The organism is Salinibacillus aidingensis, assembly GCF_039522525.1.
In the GTDB taxonomy this organism is placed as follows: Bacteria; Bacillota; Bacilli; order Bacillales; family Alkalibacillaceae; genus Salinibacillus; species Salinibacillus aidingensis.
In genome coordinates this window covers 307718-330496 of sequence record NZ_BAAADO010000001.1, presented here as the reverse complement: position 1 = coordinate 330496, position 22779 = coordinate 307718, and the positions used below count along the sequence as shown (strand labels likewise).

The window sequence follows — 22779 nt, the reverse complement described above, 5'->3', positions numbered from 1 at the left end:
CCCTCCATGGCCAAAATACGGCCACTCCGGATATTCTGCTTATGCCGTCGGGCCTAAACGGTCGCCTCCGCTTTTCTATGTCCAGCTGCGGCTCCCAGGCCCAAGCGGTCATAAGCAGAATACCCTCCATGGCCAAAATACGGCCACTCCGGATATTCTGCTTATGCCGTCGGGCCTAAACGGTCGCCTCCGCTTTTCTATGTCCAGCTGCGGCTCCCAGGTCTGTGTGGACATAAGCCAAACCCATTCCGTGGCAAAAAAGCAAGCCACTCCATGTCTTCGTCTTATCCCGCCAGACCTAAGCGGTCGCCTTCGCTTTTCTTCCTCCATTGGAAATGTTCTCTTTTATTTCTGTAGATTACACTGTTTAAAACGAGTCTGTTACGGTCAAATTATAGATACAGACATTTTGGTATGGGTTAGAAGCGAGGAGTGTGACAAAGTTGAAAAAGAGAGAAATCATGCGCATCATGATAGGCTTGATCCTCCTTGTTTCGTTCCTGTCTATTCCATTTATATCTCCTGTGAAACAATATATTTCCATCCCTAATGAAATAACATTATTTGAAAATCAGGAAGGTTATGCTTTACCAGCCCTTGCAGGAAGTACACCCTCTCTTAAATCAGAGAACAACGTCACCCAGGCATTTTCAAATCAATTGGTTGCTGAGAAACCAGGTAAGAGCAGTTTGATTTATGAATATGCAGGATTGCCAATGAAAAAAGTCAATGTCGAGGTACTCGAGGATTTAAGAGTGGTACCAGGCGGGCAATCCATTGGTGTTCGTTTACACACGTTAGGCGTACTCGTGGTTGGACATCACTTAATTCAGACTGAACAGGGAAAAGTATCACCAGGAGAAAAGTCAGGGATTAAAGTTGGAGATATTTTATTGGAAATTAACGGGAAGGAACTAAAAAAAGTCGAACAAGTTGCTTCGATTTTGGAAGACGAAGAAGGAAATGAGCTAAAAGTTAAGGTGAAACGAAATGAAAAGACATTTACTACGACACTGAGTCCTCAATATGATCAACAGGATGATAAATATCGCCTGGGATTATATATCAGGGATTCCGCAGCTGGTATCGGTACAATGACCTTTTACCATCCTGAAACAAAACGTTACGGGGCATTAGGTCATGTCATTTCTGATATGGATACAAGAAAACCCATTGAGATTCATGACGGAAAGCTTGTAAAGTCGAATGTAACTTCCATTGATAAAGGTAAAAATGGAATGCCGGGAGAGAAAAATGCAGAGTTTTCTGTAGAAGACGAGAGTATTGGAAATATTACTCGTAATAGCCCGTTTGGTATATTTGGAAAGCTTCATGAAAATGTACAGAATCATGTCATGGATCAACCAATGCCAATTGCCTTATCGAATCAGGTAAAAGAAGGACAGGCACAAATATTAACGGTATTGGAAGGCCAAAAAGTTGAAAAATTTGATGTTGAAATCGTCAGCTCCACTCCCCAGAAGCATCCATCCACAAAAGGAATGATTATAAAAATTACGGATGACAGGCTTTTGGAGGAAACAGGAGGAATCGTTCAGGGAATGAGTGGAAGTCCGATTATTCAGGACGGAAAAATGGTAGGGGCGATTACCCATGTTTTCGTTAACGATTCGACAAGTGGTTATGGAGTTCATATTGAATGGATGCTCCAGGAAGCAGGCGTAGACATTTATAAAAATGATGGCGAACAAAAAGCGAGCTAAAAAGCTCGCTTTTTTTAAGGATGTTATATGGAATAATATGTTAGTAAATAAAGATTATTCGACACGAATAATCGAAATTTGTAGAAATTAAAGGTATGGTAAAGAAAATTAAAGAATAATCAATATAAATACAACTTTTTAAAACTTTTTCGCAAATAAAAAGGGATTTTAAAGGTTGTGTCGAATAAGTTATAGGTGGAAGGGACAATTGAAGTAATTTTTATAGAGGAGGAAGAATTGTGGAGAAGGTTAATGTTTGTTTAGCAGATGACAACAGAGAGCTTGTTCAATTATTAGAGGATTATTTCAGCGACCAGACTGAAATTGATGTGATAGGAACAGCTTTTAACGGTAAAGAATGCCTGGAAGTGATTGAGGATAAGGAGCCGGATGTACTTATATTAGATATTATTATGCCCCATGTTGATGGTTTAGCTGTTCTGACTAAAATGCGGGAGCTTAACAACGAAAAGTTGCCAAAAGTGATTATGCTTACCGCTTTTGGACAGGAAGAGGTAACAAAGAAAGCCGTAGATTTGGGAGCATCTTATTTTATTCTGAAACCTTTCGATCTGGAACATTTGAAGGAGCAGGTTTTACAAGTGGCTGGCCGACCTGCTGTTGTTAAAAATACTCACCAGGCTATGTCACAGACGACACAAACTGTTAATAACAGGGTAGATCTGGATTCCAGCATTACGAATATTATTCATGAAATTGGCGTACCTGCACATATTAAAGGCTATATGTATTTACGTACAGCTATTTCAATGGTCTACCATGATATCGAATTATTAGGCTCCATTACAAAAGTTCTTTATCCTGATATAGCCAAGCAGTTTAATACAACAGCTTCCCGTGTGGAAAGGGCTATTCGTCATGCGATCGAAGTTGCATGGAACCGTGGAAATGTTGATTCCATTTCGAAACTGTTCGGTTACACGGTGAACATGTCCAAAGCAAAGCCTACCAACAGCGAATTTATTGCAATGGTAGCCGATCGCCTGCGCTTAGAGCATAAAGTTTCCTGATTAATAAAACACAATAACTCTTCATATAAAAAACCATCTTCCATGATGGTTTTTTTATGTTTCACGGAATTTTGCCGATTAGTGAATATGAATAAAAAATCAGGAGAGCATCGTTGATTGATAAAAATGGATACACCACAAAAGATATAAAGTGGCAAAAGACCTAACGTTTTATGATAAAATGAAGAAAAAAATGGAAGGGATGAATGGATAATGCATCATGGAGATGAAGTTTTTATAACAAAGTCAGGAAAGTATTATCACTATTTTGATGATGATTGCCCAACCACATCAAGTATTCTTAAAGGAAAGAAACAGGCAAAAAGGGTAAAAGAAGAAGATGCAAAAGCGATGGGACTTACGCTTTGCAAGCATTGTGCAAAGGAATATGCTGAGGATAAGAGGGAGAGGCAGGGCTGTGGAGCAGCTGTTCTATTTTTAGCAGCAATAGGGGGCACTTCTCTGGCTTCATTTCTTCAATGGTTTGTTTAACCAGGGAAGTGTAAGAACAAAATGTCTGCGAAAAATTTATAAACGGATCACACTTACTTAAAGACTTTTCGTATAACCTTTCCTGCAAGTTTTCTGCTCGTGCGTCTCTCCAGTCCTTTGCCGGCCTTACCTTTTCTGACTGAGTCTACAAAGTTCCAGATTCTTATCAACTTGTACACCTTGGATTTAATCCCCATGTTAAAAATCTCCATATTGCGAACCTCATCTTTTATTTTATAAGAATTCACATTAAGTGTACAATGTTCGTCGTGATAAGGGGGGAATCAACCTATACAAATAGGGATAGCATTTATTGGATAAAGATTATTTAATATTCCTAAAGACGTTTATATGGGGTGGTAATTTATGAAGGTTGTTAAAGACAAGGACTTATGCAGCATTAAAATTCCTGTACATCCTTTCTTTCGGAAAATGTCCGTCTACTGTTATTTTGTGGATGGTTTATTAATTGACACAGGACCGAAAATTCAAAAGCGTAAACTATCCCGTTTATATCGGTCATTGGATATTCAGACAGTCGCTCTCACCCATCATCATGATGATCACGCGGGTATGGTATCCTGGCTGGATGAACAACTGTCTCCGAGAATATTTGCCCACGAAAGAACGAATCTGTCCGTGGATACAGAGATCTATACTGGGGAGATTCAAACCCCCAATCACAAATTCATTCCGATATCCACACCTGCTCATACACATGATCATGTCTGTATGCTTGAGCCTGACCGTGGTTGGCTCTTTTCGGGTGATATGTACATTACTCCTTATCCGAAAGTGTTTTTAAAGAATGAATCGGTTTCCTCTTATATATGTTCATTAAAGGAACTAAAGAAGCTTGATTTTACTTCTTTATATGGAGGACATGAAGGTTTGATTCCTAATGGCCGGGAAATGATTGCAGAAAAATTGAATTATCTGGAAAGCACCAGGAAGGAAGTCGTCCGTTTGCATCAGTTAGGTTATAAAGACCGTGAAATAGTAAAAAGGATCTTCCCTCGTAAAGTACGACTGGAGCTTATGACATTCGGTTTATTTTCAAGACTTAATTTTATCAGGTCCTGTTACTCTGATTAATGAAGATTAGACCTGGTGGTTCAGGTCTGATGAGGGTACGCACAATTATTCTGACATACATTATTCGGGTTATTTTGTTTTTAAGAGTTAAAACAACCTATTATTTTCGGAATATTTTAACGGTTATGAAAGCGTTATTATGAATATAGGTTCAGATAAGAATTTTAGGGAGGAATGACTAAATGTCAGAAGTAAAAGGAATATTTGAGGAAATTAACACGGCTTTAAAAGAGGACCCAAGCTATGTAGAAGGAGTCAATGCCGTTTATCAATTTGACCTCGAGGGTGAGGAACCTTATCAACTCGTTTTACGTGGGGATGACAGCTATGCAAAACAGGGAACGGGTGAAGAGGCTGATTGTACTCTGAAAATGAATACGGATGATTTTAAAGCGCTGTCTGAAGGAAATTTAAATGGCACACAGGCCTTTATGAGTGGAAGGCTGAAAATTAAAGGAAATATGGGGCTAGCCTTGAAACTTCAGGATATTCTATCGTCCTATAAAGCAGCATCTAAATAATAAATCTATGCCAGTGAGGCTGTTCTTCCTCACTGGTAAAAAAGGCTCTGAAACTTAAAGGAGGAACAGACGTGATTTCATTTCGTCCTAATGAAGATGAAGAATCATTCGTGGATGTGGCTCGAGGACTTGCTAAGGAAAAAATCCGTCCAGTTGCCAGAGAGATTGAGCATAACGGTAAGGTGAATCAGAAATTAATTCAGGAAATACGGGAACTGGGACTTTTATCGCTTGAATTTACTGAAAATTGGGAAGATTTAGAGTTACCATTGATTTCTCAGGTGCAAATTTGGCAGGCACTGGCATATGGAGATCTGGATACTGTTCAAGGTCTGTCGGACGCAGGAGATGCAGCTTCATTTATCCGTTTAATACCGGATCACCCCGTTCTTCAATCCTTTAAAAAGACAATTGTCGAGGATGGTGCTGCCGTTTCATTTTTAGATCTTGAACATCAATTATTCTCAAATTTAAATGTAAGCAATGAAGGAACAGAGTATCTTCTTAATGGAACGACCGAGCCGGTGCGATCAGCAAAATTTGCTGATTATGTACTGATAGGTGCCAGAGATTCAGGAGGAGAATCTGTTCTTTTATGGTTGGATAAACAGGAATACCCATGGACGGCAGAGGAAGGGGACTATCGGTTAGGTCTGCTTGCCTCCGGGCTTGCTAAAATGACCTTTCAGAATGTTCGTGTTTCTCAAAGCCATGTACTGGCAAAAGGAGAAGAAGCAGAAAAGCTAATAAAAGCGGGACGAACAAGAATTCGGATTTTACAGGCAGCTAAAGAAGTGGGGCTCATGGAGGCGGCTCTCGATTATGCAACAGAATATACAGCGGGCAGAAAAGCATTCGGAAAGGAAATTGCCAAGTTCCAGGGGGTCTCATTCCGAGTAGCTGAAATGGCGATGGAGACTAGAGCTGCCAATCATCTCGTGTGGGAAGCCGCATTAAAAGCAGATGAAGAGGACGAGAGTGCTGACGGCTACAGTTTACGTGCGCTATATCGGGCTCACAGATCCCTTCGTTTTGTGACCGATTCGGCTGTTCAACTGCTGGGAGGACATGGATATGTTCAGGAATATCCGGTGGAAAAATGGATGCGTGATGCCCAGGCACAAGTGGCCCTTTACGGTCGGGAAAAACAAATGCTTACCAAGCGGGGCGAACAATTAATAAAGGGAGTAAAGGAGGCAGCCATGTCGTGATTTCATTTGAACTATCAGAACAGCAAAAACAAATTAAAGAGATGACTCACTGGTTTGCAAAAAATGAAATTCGTCCAATTGCCATGGAGGCGGATAAATTAGGCAAGGTTCCGGATGAGTGGCTGGATAATGTAAACAAAATGGGCATACACCTGAATACCTCTTCATTTGGTGGTGGAGGAAAGTCCGAGAGAAAGGAAAAGAAGGAACGGGAAGGCAATCGTATGGGGGTTCTTGCTACCGAGGAGATGGCCTGGGGAGATCCTGCCATCACGTTATCTTTACCAGGAGCAGGGCTTGGCGGGCCTCCAGTACAAAGCAGCGGGACTCCGGAACAGCAGGAACGCTTCTTATCGATTTTTACAAAGGATAAACCACGCTGGGGGGCCTATGCATTAACAGAGCCTGAGGCAGGTTCGGATGCATCAGGGGTAAAAACAACGGCGAAAAAGGTTGAGGGTGGATATATTCTTAACGGACAAAAAATATTTATTACAAACGGCGGCCGCGCTTCCTGGGTAGTGGTGTTTGCTACAGTAGATCCTTCACTAGGTCGTGCTGGTCAGCGTGCATTTGTCGTTGAAAAAGGCACACCGGGCTATAGCTGTACAAAACTTGTGAAAAAAATGGGTCTGCGCGCTAATGAAACGGCTGAGCTTCTCTTTGAAGATTGCTTTGTCCCAGATGAAAATCTTCTTGGAGGCGAAGAGCTCTATGAAGCCAGTGGCAGCAAACCGTCCGGATTCCAGGTGGCGATGAAAACGTTTGACAGCACACGGCCTATTGTTGCTTCCATGGCAATTGGGATTGCGCGTGCAGCCTATGAATATACTCTTGATTTTGTAAGGCGGGAATATCCAAAAAGCGGAGAGATGTTCCGTATAGCCTCTGACACATTGGCGGAAGCAGAGCAGGATATTGCGGCAGCCCGGCTTCTGACATGGGAAGCTGCCTGGAAAGCGGATCAGGGATTACCGAATGCGAAGGAAGCAGCGATGTGCAAAGCTTATTCGGGACAAATTTCATTGGACGTATGCTCTAAGTGTCTGGAGATCTTAGGCCCAACAGGATTAAATCATCATCTGGTTGAAAAACTTTACCGGGATGTAAAGATTTTCGACATTTTTGAAGGAACAAACCAGATTCAGCATTTAGTTGTCGCCCGCAGACAATATGCACCATATGAAATTCGAGTTTAATTAAAGTAGTTAAGGAGGAATTATGTGTCCTATCAAACCATTGAAATCGAAAAACGGGATAAAGGGGTGACATGGGTAACCATAGACAATCCCCCAGTAAATGCAATAGGTGAGGAGTTAATGCAGGATCTTGATGCAGCGGTGGAAGAGTTAACAAACGATGAGTCGGTTCGAGTGGTCGTCCTTACCTCCCGCCATGAAAAAATCTTTTTGGCTGGAGCAGATCTAAAAGGAATGATTCAAAATAGTGGTGATTTTGCTGAAGAGGAAAATGCGATAAAAAAGCAAAGTGCACGTATGCAGGCTTGCTTTCATCGTTTTGCTTCCATGCCAAAACCCGTGATTGCAGCCATTAATGGTCATGCATTGGGAGGTGGCTGTGAACTGGCCATGGCCTGTGATTTTCGAATGATGGGGAAAGGGAGAATTGGTTTAACAGAGGTTTCTTTGGGAATTATTCCTGGAGCCGGGGGAACTCAGCGAATGGTTCAGCTCCTGGGCCGGGCCAAGGCGACCGAGTTAATTTTTACTGCGAAACAATTAGAAGCAAAGGAAGCCGAGAAGGTTGGCCTTGTTACTCGTGCGGTGGATCCGGAAAAGCTGGAAGATCAAACACAAGCCTTTGCAGAAACACTTGCAGAAGGTGCTATCCATGCAATGGGGCTTGCTAAGCGGGCCATGAACGCTGCAGATGGACCGGTTGAAAAAGGCTTGGAGGTCGAAGCAAAAGCTTTCGCCGATACCTTTTTAACGGAAGAACCAGGGATAGGTCTTGCAGCATTTTTTCAAAAAGAAAAACCACAATTTGTTTAGGAGCCGCAGATGGACACAGAAGCGCAGACGACCGCTTAGGCTCAAAAAATCACATTAAATAGAGAAAGAAGAGGTGGAGGAATCATGTCATCATGGAATGAATTGTTAAAAGGGAAAGTAGCAGTCGTGACAGGAGCTTCACGCGGATTAGGGCGGGCAGATGCCCTTGCTCTCGCAGAAGCAGGAGCTGATGTCGTCATCACAGATATCCTGATTGAAACCGATGAAGAGAACGAGCAGGAGGCTGAGAAATATGGTCCAATTGCACAGGTAATGCAGAGTACTAAGGTCATGTATGCAGATAAAACGGCAAAGGAAATTCAGGAGATGGGTAGAAGATCTTTTGCCATCAAAATGGACGTTACAGATAAAGAACAGGTAAAGGAAGTATTTGAAAAGATTAAAGAAGAATTTGGCCGTATTGACATTTTAGTTAATAATGCGGGTACTTTGGACCATGTTTCCCAGATTGAGGATCAGAATGACGATTTCTGGGAGCGGGATTTAAGGGTGAACTTAACCGGGGCATATAATTGTACGAAGACGGTTTGGCCATATATGAAAGAACAGGGCGGTGGCAAAGTCATTAACATGTCCTCTGTTGCCGGTACTTTAGGAGGCTTTGGTCAGGCCAGCTATTCCGCCACAAAAGGAGGTCTTCTCAGCTTTACAAAATCAATGGCTCTGGAGGGAGCAAGGTTTGGTATTAACGTAAATGCGATCGTTCCGGGAATTATTGGTACAGAGGCTTTCCATATGGCGAATCCAAAAATGAATGAACGGATGATTACCCGTACGGCCTTTAAACGTCCAGGCGAACCGGAAGACATAGCGAATGCCATAACGTTTTTGGCTTCTGATAAAGCCAACTATATTACAGGAGTAGGTCTGAATGTGTCAGGAGGTATTGAGCTGTTTACCTTTTAATACTTTTCAGAAAGGAGGTTTCTGCAATGCGTGAAGCAGTAATTATTGATGCTGTCCGGACAGCAGCGGGCAGAAAAAATGGATCATTATCCCAAACCCATCCGGTTGATTTGCTGACTCCGGTATTAAAAGAATTGGTCAATCGCAATGGTGTGAATGCAGGAGATGTTGAAGATGTGGTTACAGGCTGTGTAACGATGACGGATGAACAGGGAGGGAATATTGGCCGGATGGCGGTGCTTGCTGCTGGTTTTCCGGTAGATGTACCAGCTTTTTCGCTGAACCGAATGTGTGGATCCAGTCAGCAGGCGATTCATAATGCCGCGCAATCCATATTGGCTGGTGATACGGATATAACCATAGCCTGTGGAGTGGAAAATATGTCACGGGTTCCCATGGGCAGTGATATGGGAGCATTCAGCGATGATCTGATTAATCAGTATAATGTGGTCCCTCAAGGTTTTTCTGCTGAAATGATTGCCCAGCAATGGCAGATTCCGAGAGAAGAACTGGATGAATTTTCGCTTCGCAGTCATGAAAAAGCTGCTAAAGCAACAGAGGAAGGAAAATTTGAACGGGAAATACTTTCATTAGAAGTGAAAACAGATAATGGAACGGAAACATTCGCCAGGGATGAGGGGATTCGGACCGATACGTCGATGGAAAAGCTGGCGGAATTAACACCGTCCTTCCAGCCGGATAACGGCGTTGTAACAGCGGGGAATTCCAGCCAGATAAGTGACGGAGCTTCAGGCGTTTTACTGATGTCACGGGAAAAAGCAGAGGAATTAGGCGTGAAGCCGCGAGCCAGGGTTCTTGCACGTGCTGTCGTTGGGGTTGATCCTGTTATAATGCTGACCGGCGTTATACCTGCAACGAAGAAAGTACTTAAGAAAGCCGCCTTAACCATTGATCAGATGGATGTTATTGAGATTAATGAGGCTTTTGCTTCTGTTGTGAAAGCTTGGGAAAGGGAACTTAAACCGGATATGAGCAAAGTCAATCCGCGCGGTGGTGCAATTGCACTCGGTCATCCTTTGGGAGCAAGTGGAGCCCGAATTGCTACAACGTTACTCCACTCACTTGAAGATTCAGGTGGAAAATATGGTCTTCAGGTGATGTGCATTGGGTTTGGTATGGCAACGGCCACCATCATTGAGCGTTTATAATTTATTTTAAATAAATTTCAGGGAGGAATTCAGAATGCCTAAAAATTATGTGAAACCAAGCATGCAGGAGGTTTTTCAGATTATCGATGCCGCAGTCAAAACAGATCCAGAGGTAACGAAAGGAAAAGAAGGTGTGTACCAATTTAATATTAAGGATGAAGACGAGGGGACCTATCAGCTGATTATTGATGAAAATGGTCCGCGAGCAGTAGAAGGTGCAGAGCAGGATCCTCAAGTTACCCTTAGATTAAAAGCTGATCATTTTCGGGAGCTTGTTGCTGGAAACTTAAACCCGACGGCGGCATTTATGGGAGGAAAGTTAAAGATTAAAGGAAATATGGGGCTGGCACTGAAACTGCAAACGGTACTTAATTCGTTTGAATTTTAAAAGAGGGGGCGTTTTTTGTGGCACATGAATCCTTTCAAACGGTTGATGGGGAATTAAATTGGAATTCCCCTATGTACAGACTTTATGAGAAAGCAAAAAAGAATGGGAAATGGAATCCGGCAGATATCGATTTCAGTCAGGACAAAGTCGATTTTGAAAGTATGACAGAGGATGAAAAAATAACATCTATGCCGCTTGTTGCTTCCTTTTCTGCAGGTGAGGAAGCCGTTACACTGGATATCCTCCCTATGGTATATGCCATGGCAAGACAGGGTCGACTGGAGGATACCATGTTTTTAACCACATTTATGTTTGATGAGGCCAAACATACCGAAATGTTTTCCAGATGGCAAAGCTATATTGGTGTAGGTGAGATGGAGCTGTCCGTTTTCCATAGTGACAGCTACAAACGAATTTTCTATGAAGCCCTCCCGGAATCTATGGAACGTCTGAACGTTGATGACTCACCTCAAGCCGTTATTCGTGCAGCAACGGTTTACAATATGGTTGTTGAAGGCATCTTAGCAGAGTCAGGATACCACTCCTTCCGTGAAATCTTCAAAAAAGCAGGATTACTGCCCGGGATTTTACAAGGAATAGATAATCTCAATCAGGATGAGGGACGCCATTTACAATTTGGAATTTATACGATTCAGCGGTTATGTGCCGGCAATGATGAAAATTTAAAAGTGTTTCATGATTTTATGGATGAATTGTGGCCGGATGCATATGGAGTTGTCGAATATCTCACATCGTTATATGATGTTCAAATGGCTCAGGATTGGACCAATTCATCGCTGGATTTTGACTCAGATGCGATGAGAAAGTATGCAAAGCGCCAATTTGACATACGGAAAAAGCAGGTTGATCGCGTGAAGAACTTTAATAATGCACAAGAGCTGGATGAACATCTGGTCAAGGCAGAGCCAGTCTGATGAGATTCATTCAGATTGTGGAAGAGGATTTAGGTTAGGAGAAATTCAGGAGGTTTTCTTATGAAACCAAATAATTTAGTGGAAATGCTGAAGAAAACCATGGAACGGTATGGGGAAAAAGATGCCATCATGTGGAAAGAGGATGGCGAATACCGCAGTATGACATATCATGAGTTTTGGCAGGAGATTCGCGATACCGCTTCAGGGTTAGCCAGGCTTGGGATTAAGGCAAATGATAAAGTCGCTATATTGTCCAATAGCAACCCGGCCTGGGGGATTACAGATTTTGCTGTAGCAAGTTTAGGTGCGATCAGTGTTCCAATCTATCCAACTCTGCCGGCGGAACAAGTGGAATTTATTTTGAATAACGCTGATGTTCGTGTAGCTGTAGTGGAGGACGATGAACAGCTGCAGAAGGTTGTCCATAGTGATTTAATTGAGTACAGCATTATTATTTATCCAAGTCGTGGAGATATCCTGCAGGACCGGGTGCTGTCATTTGCTGATCTTGAGGCCAGTGGACAGCAGCATATGCTCCCGTATTGGGAGGATGAATGGAAGCAAATCGACAGGGATCACCTGGCTACAATCATCCATACTTCCGGTACAACAGGTAAGCCTAAGGGAGTTATGCTTACCCATGGAAATTTTCTGGCGAATATTGAAGCGATTCAATTCTGGCTGATTGAACTTTTACCAGAGGATGTACAATTATCCTATCTCCCATTATCCCACGTCTTTGAACGGATGGCTGGCCACTATATGCAGTTTGCGGTCGGTACAACCGTTGCTTATGCAGAAAATATTGATACCATCCAGGAAAATCTTCAGGAAGTACGTCCAACTGTATTAACAAGTGTTCCCCGTTTGTTTGAAAAGGTTTATACAAAGGTCATCGATGAAATTGAAAGCGGTTCCCCTATTAAGAAAAAGGTGTTTAATTGGGCTGTAGGGGTGGGTTTGGAACGCTATGAACGTTATTTGAAAACTCCAGTTCAGGATATTATCATGCAGGAAGCGATGCCGGATGATTTCATGAAAAAATGGAAGCGGGCCGATCGCCTTGTTTATCAGAAGGTTAAAGAAAAGCTTGGAGGCAGACTGCGAGGTATGGTCTCCGGTGGCGGAACGTTAAATCCGGAAATTGCCAGATTCTTCTGGGCACTGGATTTGCCCATTCTGGAGGGCTACGGATTAACAGAAACAACACCGGTAGTAACAACGAATCCGATGCTAAGAGCAAAAGCGGGTACGGTTGGTAAGGTCCTGCCTAACTTAGAAGTGAAAATTGCAGACGACGGAGAAGTATTGGTTAGAGGCCCCAGTGTTATGAAAGGTTATTATAACAACCCGGAAGCTACAAAAGAGGCTTTTTATGGAGATTGGTTCCGAACCGGTGATATAGGTGAACTGGATGAGGAGGATTATTTAAAAATCATCGACCGTAAAAAACGTATTCTTGTATTATCTACAGGTAAAAACGTTGCACCACAGCCTATGGAGAGCTCAATCAATGAGAGTGCCTATATTGAACAATCCGTTATACTTGGGGACCAGCGGAAATTTATTATTACCCTTATCAATCCGGATTTTGAGACCTTGGAGCCCTGGGCAGAGGAACAGGGAATTCAGGCAAAATCCTTAAAAGAGCTTAGTAAGCATCCAAAGGTACAGGAGCTGATGGAGAAGGAAGTCCGGCGTTTAACATCATCCTTTGCCAATTTTGAACAGCCAAAGAAGGTTGTGGTCATAGGGGATGTATGGTCGGTTGATACGGGAGAGCTTACACCAAAGCTGTCTACCAGGGTTAAAGTAATAGAAAAGAAATATAGTGACATCATTGAGCGAGCCTACCAGGAGGCTGAGGCCAGTCGGAATGAAGCGGTGGCAACGGCTGAAAAATAATTAGGATAATTGTATTCTTTTCAAGTTATATTCGGATTATCCGAAGTAAAGAAGGTCCATTCGATGAATGAATGGACCTTTTATGGCCTCGGAACTATTTGATCATTCCTTCCCGCAGAGCTCTGGCTACGGCTTCTGTTCTGTTTCGGGCATTCATTTTCTGCATTATGGCAGAAACATAATCTCTTACGGTGTATTCACTTAAATTAAGTGTGGTTGCTGCTTCACTGGTCGAAGCACCTTCTGCCATTAATTTTAATACTTCCACCTCTCGAGGGGAGAAGTTAACCCGTTCCCCTTTATACGGTTCGATTTGATCATTGTAAAATTTACTTAACATTTCGCCCGCACTCTGTCCGAATTTTATCAATGCCGAGAACGTGTCTTCATTGATCTTAAAGGTTTTGTCTGGTCCCTGATCCAATATTGCTGCTCCTAACAGCTTACTCGTTGTTGACGTGAAGATGGGTGCTACAACTACGGTTTTTAATTCAAATTGCTTTACATACCGCTCTGGAAAACCTAAGGATGCGTCCTTTATATAAAACGGCTGCAAATAGTTCATATTTTGTCCGAACATCTGAAGGAATTGAAGGTTATCCTGGATAATTGGAAGGTTTTCGATATCCTCATTAATATTCTGGATGGCTTTGTTATCCAGGTGATGCCCATAAAGTCCAAATCCCATTTGCTCATTATAGGAATACGAGAATAAGGCACACCTTTCAAACGGTAAATATTCAACAAACCCTGCTGTAATGTTTTCTACTGCCTCATCAAAGGTTTGTGCACGCATAATGGCCTCATTAAACAAAATGACAGAATCCTTCCATTGATCCATTTGCTGTGATTCTTGAAACGAATTCTGTCCCTTTTTAAAAACCTGTAATGAATAGGTAATAAGCGGGATAATATCGGATGCTTTCTGATCCCGGGTGCATATTAATAGAGTTCCATTTTCATAGGGAATCGGAAGAACATTCTGATTCATTGATTCATCCATCTGCTGAAGCAATAATTCTGATAGTTCATAGATGGAATCTGCTTTTATGTCTAAATGGTCATGGAACCAATCCTTATTTTGATGAAACGATTTTTCCACTGTATACTTCTGGTTTTTAAACGTTACCATTGCTGCCCACTTTATAGGAATCTGCTTAGAAGAGACAATCTGCTGAAGAAAGTGCTCAATGGTAAAGTGTTCCTGGTACGGCTGGGTACGTATCCGCTCGCTAATCTTGGAAAATAAATATTTTACAGCCTGATGATCCTGATAAGTATATTCCTGCCCGGATTGAATCGCTTTATGAATTCCGTTTTCCAGTAATGTTAGGATATACTGATTGGACGAAACAGATTCAATGATTTGCGTATTCTCTCTATTCGTTGAACGTCTGGTCAGGACATCATCATCATTAACTTGAAATAAATAAGTTGAAAGGAAATGGGTAGTATCTTCTACACTCTTGTATGACTTTTTTCCAACCTTTTTCAGGTGCAGTAAAAGTTCTTCCCATTCATCTTTAATTGCAGTTTCATGCTTTTTTACAAGCTGAAGCCCCTTTGAATAAACATGATTCATTTTACTGTTAAAGGTTTTCATCATACCTTCTTCCCTTTCAATAGAAGATTAGAAATATCGGATAAAATATAAATCTTCATTTGCTTGTCTTTAATTAAAATAAACATATAAGACCATATGTGATGAATTTCGACGCGAAAGCAAGAATTCCTTCTTTTGTAATATTGATATGCAAAAATTGTGAATTAAATGAAAATTTGTTAAAATTAAGCTGAATATTGATTGTTAACATTTACCCGAGGTACAAATGTAGGGATGATTGGTGAACAAAAAACATTTTCCTATATTTATAGGAATTGGTAACATCGTATTTTTCCTTTAGTCTGTAGTTAAGTGCAGGGTATAAGGCAGATAAGGTCCTGCATTTTTGAAAGTGCTTACAAAGAGGAAATAAACCTATAATTCTAGGATTTGCAAACGAGTACTTCTGGATTACAATAAAGTAAGCCAACAATTATAGGAATTTTCTGAAAAGTTGGCAGGCTGAGAAGGGGGATCTCCCTTTACATGGATGAGAGGATAAACAGAATTGGTTTCATCATTAAGAAAAAGTTCCTGATTTCACTACTTATTGGATTTATGCTTCTTGGTACATTCATTGGATCTTTTGGTTTTACAAGTACCATGTTTGTTTTACCTATTGGAGGCATTGGGGATTTTTACGTGACCTTTGATAAGCTCGAAGGTAAGGGTTTTTCCATGAGTCCCCGCTTTGGGAGATCAGATGATTCAACAGATGATACATCAGATGATACTTTAATAAGGAGCAGCTTCCAATCGGTTACAATCTATGGTTTGCATTTATATAAGGATTTTAAACTTCCGACAGGGGAATGGATTAGAGTGAACATCCATGCCAACCAGCCAACCGAGATTGAAGGTTTAATTCAGGATGCTCGCTTTATTGAAGCAAATTTGCAATTGGATGGAATGGCAATGAATCAATCCTCTGAGGATACGGATGTACTAACCAACTGGATACAAAATGAACAAACCGTAACGATAACGAATGGGGAAATGGTTACAGATTATTTATTTCAGAATATGGTTACGTTAAATGGTGCAGAATTTTCCATCGAAATGCTTAGCGAGTCTCAAGCAAAAGAGCCATCAGCTTCCTGACCCAGCATATTTAGAAATACAACGAATGTAAAGGCTCAAATTAATAAGGAAATGGGAGGGGTGAAAAACAACTGATTTTTTCTGGGACATACTGGACTGCCTGGACTTAAGTTGGTGTGGTTACAATAATAATTTTCAGAATTTACTGTATTTATAAAATTTAAATGAGGTGAATGGAATGAAAGATTCAAGTGTAAGAGTCGGAAACACGATGAAAAAGAAATTCTTCATTGCCTTTTTGACAGGTTTCCTTTCATTAGGAGGAATTATTGGTGTCTTTGGACTTTCAGGTACAGCTTTTGCTATGCCTCTTGGTGGAATGGGAGAGTTCTTTGTTGAGTTCGATGAATTACATGGGGAGGATTTTGAGTTTATACCAAAAACAGGTGAAACAGGGGATTCGGACTCTGCGCCAATGGTACGAAATAAAATGTCCGTAGCAAATATTACAAACTTACACATTTATAAGGACTTGAAACTGCCTACAGGGAATTGGGTACGTGTTCATATTGAAGCTCCAAGTGCATCAATCAAAGGACTCATTCAGGATGCGAGATTCATCGATGCAAACCTGAGCTTTGAGGAGATGGCAATAAAGGAGCAAAATTCTGATGACATTTCTAAAAACTGGACACAAAATGCAACTAAAGTAACGATTGAAAATGCAAAGATTGCGACGAGTTACTTGTTCCAGTCAATGGTAAGTCTGGATGGAGCTGAAATTTCAATGGAAATGATTGATGGACCTGAAACGATAGAATAATAGCTTCTCATATTGGAAGGAGGATGATGAATGGGAAATAAAGAAAGCAGAGCAGCAAAAAAACTGGAAAAGAAGCAGGCGAAATTGCAAAAGAAATATGAGAGTCTCGAGGGAGGAGGAAAGTTTAAAAAATGGCGAAATGACCGCCCGTTTTGGGGGGCTACACTAACATTGCTGGCAGGATTAATGATTTTATATATTCCACTTCAATTATATGCTATTGCCTTTGTTCCTGGCAGTCTGGTGTTTGTCGGATTCCTGTTTGGTGGTCTGATCCTTATCGTTGGCGGTTGTGCCTACTTTTACCCTAAGCTTTCCACCCTCTTTGGCGTGATGACGATATTCTTATCCGTACTTTCAATTATGGGAGCTTTAGGCGGTTTCATTATTGGTACCATCATTGGCATCGTTGGCGGTGCTTTATGTATAGCGTGGCAGCAGGAAGAAGTCTCGATTGATACACCTTCTGAGAACAAACGTGTGAAAAGACGTCCAAAACATCAAAGACCTGTTGAAAACAACCAGTCCTTACAAGCCTAGATTGGGAAGGAGAATGAAAAAGAAGATGATTAGTGATTAATTTCGAGGAGAATTCACATGAAATACAGGCGAAACGTGAAAAAACTGTTTCATATTAGTCTGATGGTGGTCATTATTTTTGCTATATCCTTTCCGTATTTTAATCCTCAGCCTGCAGCTGCTTCTGAAGACAATCATAGCGGAGGCTTTGTGATTGAATCTGAAAAGGTGGATGGATATCTTGAGCTGATAGGCGCACTTATGGGTAAAGTTAAAATTTTTGAGGCAGAAATTCATGGTCTGACGATGACCAAAGTGCTTAACAATGCCGAGACGCCTATAGTAATAAAGATTGAATCGGAAGGTCCTGTCCATGTTAAAAATCTTGAAACAGAAACGATTGATGGACTTCCGCCTCACTTAGGTGGTTTATGCGTTCCCAGTAAAGTGGGAGGACTTTGTCTGGAAGATGTCTCCATGACCGTACCTTACCAGACCGTTGATGATATTACTCTGCCAAATGCAACGGTTAAGACTTGTTATGGGAACGAATGTGGGAGTATTCCCGAAACCCCTTCTATGACCACAGAAGAGGCTAAGAAAATGCTCGAGGGAATTGAAGAGGAACCTCCGTCATCTCTGGAGGAATTAAATGAGAAACTGCAGGAAAATCTGCAGGAATTTAGTACAATAAAAGATCTGACGGGTGAAGCAGAAAAGCTTTTGGATCAAATTAATCAGGGAAATCAGATTGAGTCCATTAAGCAGATTATACAGTCTGTCGATGGTCTGGATTCTGTTGATGATTTATTGGATCTTGATTTAGATTTAAAGAACAAATTAGAAACACTAAACAGTGAATATACATCCTTTGATAATACGACTTCAAAGTTATTTAATAATATTGAAAAGGCTTCATCCAACTTGGAAGAATTAAAAGAAAGCATTAGTCAGAATAAAGAAGCACTGGCAAAACTGGAAGAACAAGATCCAAATAAAGAAAATGAATTAAAGGAACAATCAAAAGTTTACCAGGAATTACAGCAAAAAATGAGTGAAGCAAATGATGAACAAATTGAGAATGATGAAGAACAGAAGCAGAATAGTGAGCAGAAAAATGAGGGGCAGGACCCATCATCCGAAGAAGCTTCAACAACGGATGAAAAACCTGATATTGAGAATTTAACTGAAGAGTGGAATACCCTTGAAGAAGATATCAAACCAGTTGAAGAACGGTTAGAAAAGGTAACGGCAGCAGTAGAAGAACTGGGATTAAAGGAGACGAAGGAAGAGCTCTCACGGCAAATGGATGATACCATAAAATCGTTGGAGCAATTAATCAAAAAACTTGGTCTTGCCAAGAAAGAAAAAGAGGAAAATTCTAAAGAAGAAGACGGACAGAAAAATGATCAAACAGATAACAATTCAAAGGAAGAAAATACGGATCCACCAGACGAGTCTGAAAAAGGGAATCAGGATTCCGCGCCTTCAGACGGATCAAATAACGACGGAAATGATGAATCCAGTCAAAAAGATGATACAGACAACAACCAGGAAGATTCCAGTAATGAAGATACAAATAACAACGATAACACAGATGGTGGTCAGGAAGATGGATCTAATAACGAAGGTACAAATGACAATTCACAAGAGGATTCCAATAGTGAAGAACCAAATGAAGATAATTCCTCAGACGATTCCGGTAATGAGGAAGAGTCACAGGAAGAGGATAGCGGCGATTTGTTAGACGGTCTGATTGATATTCTCTTTCCGTGGCGGCGGTAAACATATTCAGGAGAAATCGTTCCTTCTTAATGTAAGGAACGGTTTCTTTTTTTGGATAGTTATTCGTTAACGGAGCAAAATAAGAGGAAAAAGAAATTTATCTAAGTGACAAAGGTGGAGCCTATGCAATCAGAAAATCATGTGGAAAGATTTGAGATCGCATTTAACCAGATCCATTCGATATTAAAAGAGCGTTCCAAGGATATGAAAACCGATCGATTTGTAGATTTGTTACAGGAAAATCGTGAAAAATATGGTGTGCTGTATTCGAATTATTATAAACTAAAACAGTATGCAAAATTGAGAAATGCCATTGTACATGAACGGATTGACAAAGACTTTTATATAGCAGAGCCGCATGAGGACGTAGTAGGTGATATTGAAAGGATCAGTGATATACTGCAAAACCCACCTAAAGCGATGGACATAGCATCAAAGCCGGTTGAGTTTTTTAAAGCGGAAACTTCAATTAAAAAGATCCTGGCTGCGATTGAAAAGTATGGATACTCTCAATTCCCTATTTATGAGCAAGGTCATTTTAAAGGATTGTTAACAGAAGGGGGAATTGCGAAATGGGTATCACGAACGATTCAAAATGATTGTGTGAATCTGGATCAGGTAACCGCCAAGGACATTTTACAGGTTGAGAAACGAAGAAATGTTGCCTGTCTAAGCCGGGAGCAAACTGTTTACGATGTTGAGGATGCTTTTCAAATGCATTATGAAAAACGACAAAAGCTTGAGGCTATATTAATTTCAGAAGACGGTAATCAGGATTCCTCTCCTCTCGGTATTATCTCAGCCTGGGACTTAGTTAAGATTGAGCATTCAACCATATCGTTATTATCGAATTCCTAATGATTCGAAAGGGGATGGATCCAAAAATCTATAATAATTTCCCGCAACGGAATAAAACGCATGTACATTCATTATTCGATATATGAAGGTAACAACTATAATTAAAGCCAAATAAGTATGATTTTGGCAGGCATTTGCAAAATTTCGGCAGAATCCTTAATAACTGTTTATAATGTAAAAAAATTCATTAAAATTTACGGGCATACATGTTAGAATATATTAATATATAAATTCAGTAACCTAAAAAAATGTGTAGAGTGGTGAAATGATGAAAGTAGCAAAGTTTGGCGGAAGCTCTGTAGCAGATGCTTCCATGATCCAGAAAGTGGCTCAAATTATTTTGGATGATAAAGATCGGAAATTTATCATCGTATCTGCACCAGGTAAACGCAATGATTCCGATATTAAAGTAACCGATTTATTAGTCGAACTGGGAGAAAAGCACGCAGCAAATGAATCTGTCGATACCATAAAAGCAAAAATTGTGGAACGGTTTCAGACGATGATTCATAACCTGTCCCTGTCCTCTGCAATAGTAGATGATATTAGTGAATCGATTGATCAGGTATTAATGAATCCGTCTATAAAAGATCACCGGCTGGATTCTTTAAAGGCTATGGGAGAGGATTCTTTAGCAAAGATTTTGAGTGCCTATCTACAATCACTTGGAGAGGAAGCTACATATATTAACCCTCGGGATGCCGGCATTATTGTGAGTGATGAGCCTGGAAATGCGCAAGTTTTAGATGAAAGCTATGAGAAGATTTATAGATTAAGAGAACATAAGGGAATTATGATTATTCCGGGATTTTTTGGTTTTACGAAGGACCAGAAACTAATGACATTCCCGCGGGGCGGATCCGATATTACGGGGGCCATTATCGCTGCCGGGGTAAAGGCTGATTTATACGAAAACTTTACCGATGTGGATTCCGTTTACTGTGTAAACCCTAATATTGTGGAAAATCCTAAAGAAATCTCAGAATTAACTTACAAAGAGATGAGAGAGCTTTCCTATGCCGGATTTTCCGTTTTTCAGGATGAGGCTCTAATTCCAGCTTTTAAAGCAAAAATTCCGGTGTGCATTAAGAACACCCATAATCCTGACAAAGAAGGTACAATGATTGTATCTGAACGTACAGAACCGTCATCTGGCACAGTAGTTGGGATAGCGAGTGATCGAGGCTTCCTCAGTCTCTATGTAAGTAAATATTTAATGAACCGGGAGATCGGCTTTGGTAAGAATTTGCTGCAAATCCTGGTTGATGAAGGTATTTCTTTTGAACACGCACCGTCCGGTATTGATGACATGTCCGTTATCATACGAGAAGAGAACTTCCCAAAGGCCAAAGAAGAAAAGGTTATGAAACGTATACAGGAAGAATTAGAAGTTGATATGGTAACCGTTGAGCGGGATTTAGCTATGATTATGCTGGTCGGTGAAGGAATGAATAGTACTTACGGTGTGGCCAGTCAATCCACACAGGCGTTTGCTAATGCTGGTGTAAATATTGAAATGATCAACCAGGGTTCCTCCGAAGTTTCGGTTATGTTTGGAATTAAAGAGGAAAGACTTGAAGAATCCGTCCAGTCTCTTTATCAAGTATTCTTTGAAAAGTAAAGCAAATTTGAAAAGACAAGGCATAGAATTGTCTTGTCTTTTTTGATGGCTGTTTTCTAAAGGATTGTTGTTTTCAATAAAAGATATATGATGTGCAATAAATTCAGATCTTAAGGATGAGTGCTATCTCGTCGCTACGGGAATATACTTCGCTTTCACCCAAGGGCACAAGTGCGATATCTATTCAAACTCCCTAAGGTCGTTTTTCATAGTGTCTTCTTTGCCGTGGGCGGCTGGTGAGCCTCCTCGTGCTATCGCACTGCGGGGTCTCACCTATGCCTTCCTCCCACAGGAGTCTACGCATATTCCCACCGCTAAAACAGCGATTCAATCGTTTCTACATTGGATAATATATAGGTATGACCAGATTTCAATATACTTACAATCAGAAGAACCCATTTAGTGGAGGCAGAACATGTAGACTCCTGGTCGGTTAAACACGTCCTGTGCCAACACCGACACTAGAACGTCCTGTTCGTCGTGGGAACAGGACGTGGAGAAGACCCCCGCAGGAAGCGGTTTTGCTTCCAAGGAGGCTGAGGCCGGGCCCATGGAAAGCGAAGTGTTCTTCCGAAACGTATGCATACACTCATCTTGGATCAGAACAATTAAGCATTATTTAAAGGATTTTATCTGTGGCGCATGATCTATCAAAAATGACAGTTTAAAAAACAACAATCACTTCATATAGTTCTGTTATTGGTGATGTGTATAATCCCCATATTTAAATAGTAATAAACGAACAATCTCATAGAAAACTTAGGAAATTGTATTTATACACACAAAAATCCTTGTATTTTACTTTTTACGCTGGATTTTGTTCCGTTTTCGATCCCGGTGGACCATAAAGCCGCCGATGAAGGCCAAGCCTAATAAAAATATAATCAGTCCGGCAAAAAACTGTATAAACAAATGAAAGAAAATAGGATGGACGATATTAAATAAGGCGTCCCTCATGAGCTTTATTCCTATAACAGCAAAAATCCCAGGTATAAAAAGTGTGAGTAAGGCGATAATTCGCGACATAATTGTACTCCCCTTTTTTATCTCTTCTCCTTAATTATATCAAAGCGAGATTCATTAAAGAAAAAGTTATTAAAATTAATTTTATTTATCACG

Annotated in this window: 21 protein-coding genes; 19 read left to right on the top strand and 2 right to left on the bottom strand. The window is 40.8% G+C overall.

What is annotated here, in order from left to right; translation table 11 throughout:
- Positions 1–443 precede the first annotated feature (443 nt).
- From spoIVB to ABD006_RS01705, 13 genes are all read left to right on the top strand, one after another.
- Entirely contained in the window at positions 444–1724 is a 1281-nt protein-coding gene (gene spoIVB / locus ABD006_RS01765; protein ID WP_425542168.1) for a SpoIVB peptidase, read from the top strand.
- A 239-nt stretch (positions 1725–1963) separates the two neighbouring features.
- Positions 1964–2755 (top strand): sporulation transcription factor Spo0A, encoded by a 792-nt coding sequence (spo0A, locus tag ABD006_RS01760; protein WP_343836870.1) that lies wholly within the window; start codon positions 1964–1966, stop codon positions 2753–2755.
- 213 nt (positions 2756–2968) lie between these two features.
- A complete protein-coding gene (locus ABD006_RS01755) occupies positions 2969–3247 on the top strand; it encodes a hypothetical protein (RefSeq protein WP_343836867.1) in 279 nt (92 codons plus the stop codon).
- A 366-nt stretch (positions 3248–3613) separates the two neighbouring features.
- A complete protein-coding gene (locus tag ABD006_RS01750) occupies positions 3614–4342 on the top strand; it encodes an MBL fold metallo-hydrolase (protein ID WP_343836865.1) in 729 nt (242 codons plus the stop codon).
- A gap of 182 nt (positions 4343–4524) precedes the next feature.
- Positions 4525–4863 carry an SCP2 sterol-binding domain-containing protein gene (locus tag ABD006_RS01745; RefSeq protein ID WP_343836863.1) on the top strand — a complete coding sequence of 113 codons (339 nt, stop codon included), beginning with the start codon at positions 4525–4527 and terminating at the stop codon, positions 4861–4863.
- A gap of 71 nt (positions 4864–4934) precedes the next feature.
- On the top strand, positions 4935–6074 hold the full coding sequence (locus tag ABD006_RS01740) for an acyl-CoA dehydrogenase family protein (protein ID WP_343836861.1): 1140 nt from the start codon (positions 4935–4937) through the stop codon (positions 6072–6074).
- A complete protein-coding gene (locus ABD006_RS01735) occupies positions 6071–7273 on the top strand; it encodes an acyl-CoA dehydrogenase family protein (protein WP_343836860.1) in 1203 nt (400 codons plus the stop codon). The genes ABD006_RS01740 and ABD006_RS01735 overlap by 4 nt, the downstream gene beginning before the upstream one ends.
- A 24-nt stretch (positions 7274–7297) precedes the next feature.
- Positions 7298–8086 carry an enoyl-CoA hydratase/isomerase family protein gene (locus tag ABD006_RS01730; protein ID WP_343836859.1) on the top strand — a complete coding sequence of 263 codons (789 nt, stop codon included), beginning with the start codon at positions 7298–7300 and terminating at the stop codon, positions 8084–8086.
- An 84-nt stretch (positions 8087–8170) separates the two neighbouring features.
- Positions 8171–9013: an SDR family NAD(P)-dependent oxidoreductase gene (locus ABD006_RS01725; RefSeq protein WP_343836857.1), complete on the top strand. Its 843-nt coding sequence runs from the start codon at positions 8171–8173 to the stop codon at positions 9011–9013.
- 26 nt (positions 9014–9039) lie between these two features.
- Positions 9040–10182, top strand: coding sequence for a thiolase family protein (locus tag ABD006_RS01720; protein ID WP_343836855.1), 1143 nt, complete (start codon positions 9040–9042; stop codon positions 10180–10182).
- Positions 10183–10216: 34 nt separating this feature from the next.
- Positions 10217–10570, top strand: a complete 354-nt coding sequence (locus ABD006_RS01715; protein ID WP_343836852.1) for an SCP2 sterol-binding domain-containing protein — start codon at positions 10217–10219, stop codon at positions 10568–10570.
- A gap of 17 nt (positions 10571–10587) precedes the next feature.
- Complete coding sequence (locus ABD006_RS01710) at positions 10588–11505, top strand: R2-like ligand-binding oxidase (protein ID WP_343836851.1); 918 nt, start codon at positions 10588–10590, stop codon at positions 11503–11505.
- Positions 11506–11565: 60 nt separating this feature from the next.
- Entirely contained in the window at positions 11566–13410 is a 1845-nt protein-coding gene (locus tag ABD006_RS01705) for an AMP-dependent synthetase/ligase (protein WP_343836849.1), read from the top strand.
- 94 nt (positions 13411–13504) lie between these two features.
- Here ABD006_RS01705 and ABD006_RS01700 read toward each other — a convergent pair whose 3' ends face one another.
- Complete coding sequence (locus tag ABD006_RS01700; RefSeq protein WP_343836847.1) at positions 13505–14992, bottom strand: response regulator transcription factor; 1488 nt, start codon at positions 14990–14992, stop codon at positions 13505–13507.
- Positions 14993–15499: 507 nt separating this feature from the next.
- Between ABD006_RS01700 and ABD006_RS01695 the strand changes: the two genes are divergently transcribed.
- The 6 genes from ABD006_RS01695 to ABD006_RS01670 all read left to right on the top strand — a co-directional run bounded on the left by ABD006_RS01695 (position 15500) and on the right by ABD006_RS01670 (position 21660).
- The gene (locus ABD006_RS01695; RefSeq protein WP_343836845.1) at positions 15500–16114 is read left to right on the top strand and encodes a DUF6230 family protein; all 615 of its coding nucleotides are present in this window, start codon (positions 15500–15502) and stop codon (positions 16112–16114) included.
- Positions 16115–16292: 178 nt separating this feature from the next.
- On the top strand, positions 16293–16877 hold the full coding sequence (locus ABD006_RS01690; RefSeq protein ID WP_343836844.1) for a DUF6230 family protein: 585 nt from the start codon (positions 16293–16295) through the stop codon (positions 16875–16877).
- A gap of 30 nt (positions 16878–16907) precedes the next feature.
- A complete protein-coding gene (locus ABD006_RS01685) occupies positions 16908–17417 on the top strand; it encodes a DUF6114 domain-containing protein (RefSeq protein WP_343836841.1) in 510 nt (169 codons plus the stop codon).
- 57 nt (positions 17418–17474) lie between these two features.
- Complete coding sequence (locus ABD006_RS01680; RefSeq protein WP_343836839.1) at positions 17475–19181, top strand: putative sodium/potassium/calcium exchanger; 1707 nt, start codon at positions 17475–17477, stop codon at positions 19179–19181.
- Positions 19182–19304: 123 nt separating this feature from the next.
- Entirely contained in the window at positions 19305–20039 is a 735-nt protein-coding gene (locus ABD006_RS01675; protein WP_343836837.1) for a CBS domain-containing protein, read from the top strand.
- 268 nt (positions 20040–20307) lie between these two features.
- On the top strand, positions 20308–21660 hold the full coding sequence (locus tag ABD006_RS01670; RefSeq protein WP_343836835.1) for an aspartate kinase: 1353 nt from the start codon (positions 20308–20310) through the stop codon (positions 21658–21660).
- A gap of 798 nt (positions 21661–22458) precedes the next feature.
- Here the strand turns inward: ABD006_RS01670 and ABD006_RS01665 are convergent.
- Positions 22459–22686, bottom strand: coding sequence for a DUF2627 domain-containing protein (locus tag ABD006_RS01665; RefSeq protein WP_343836833.1), 228 nt, complete (start codon positions 22684–22686; stop codon positions 22459–22461).
- Between the last annotated feature and the right edge of the window lie 93 nt (positions 22687–22779).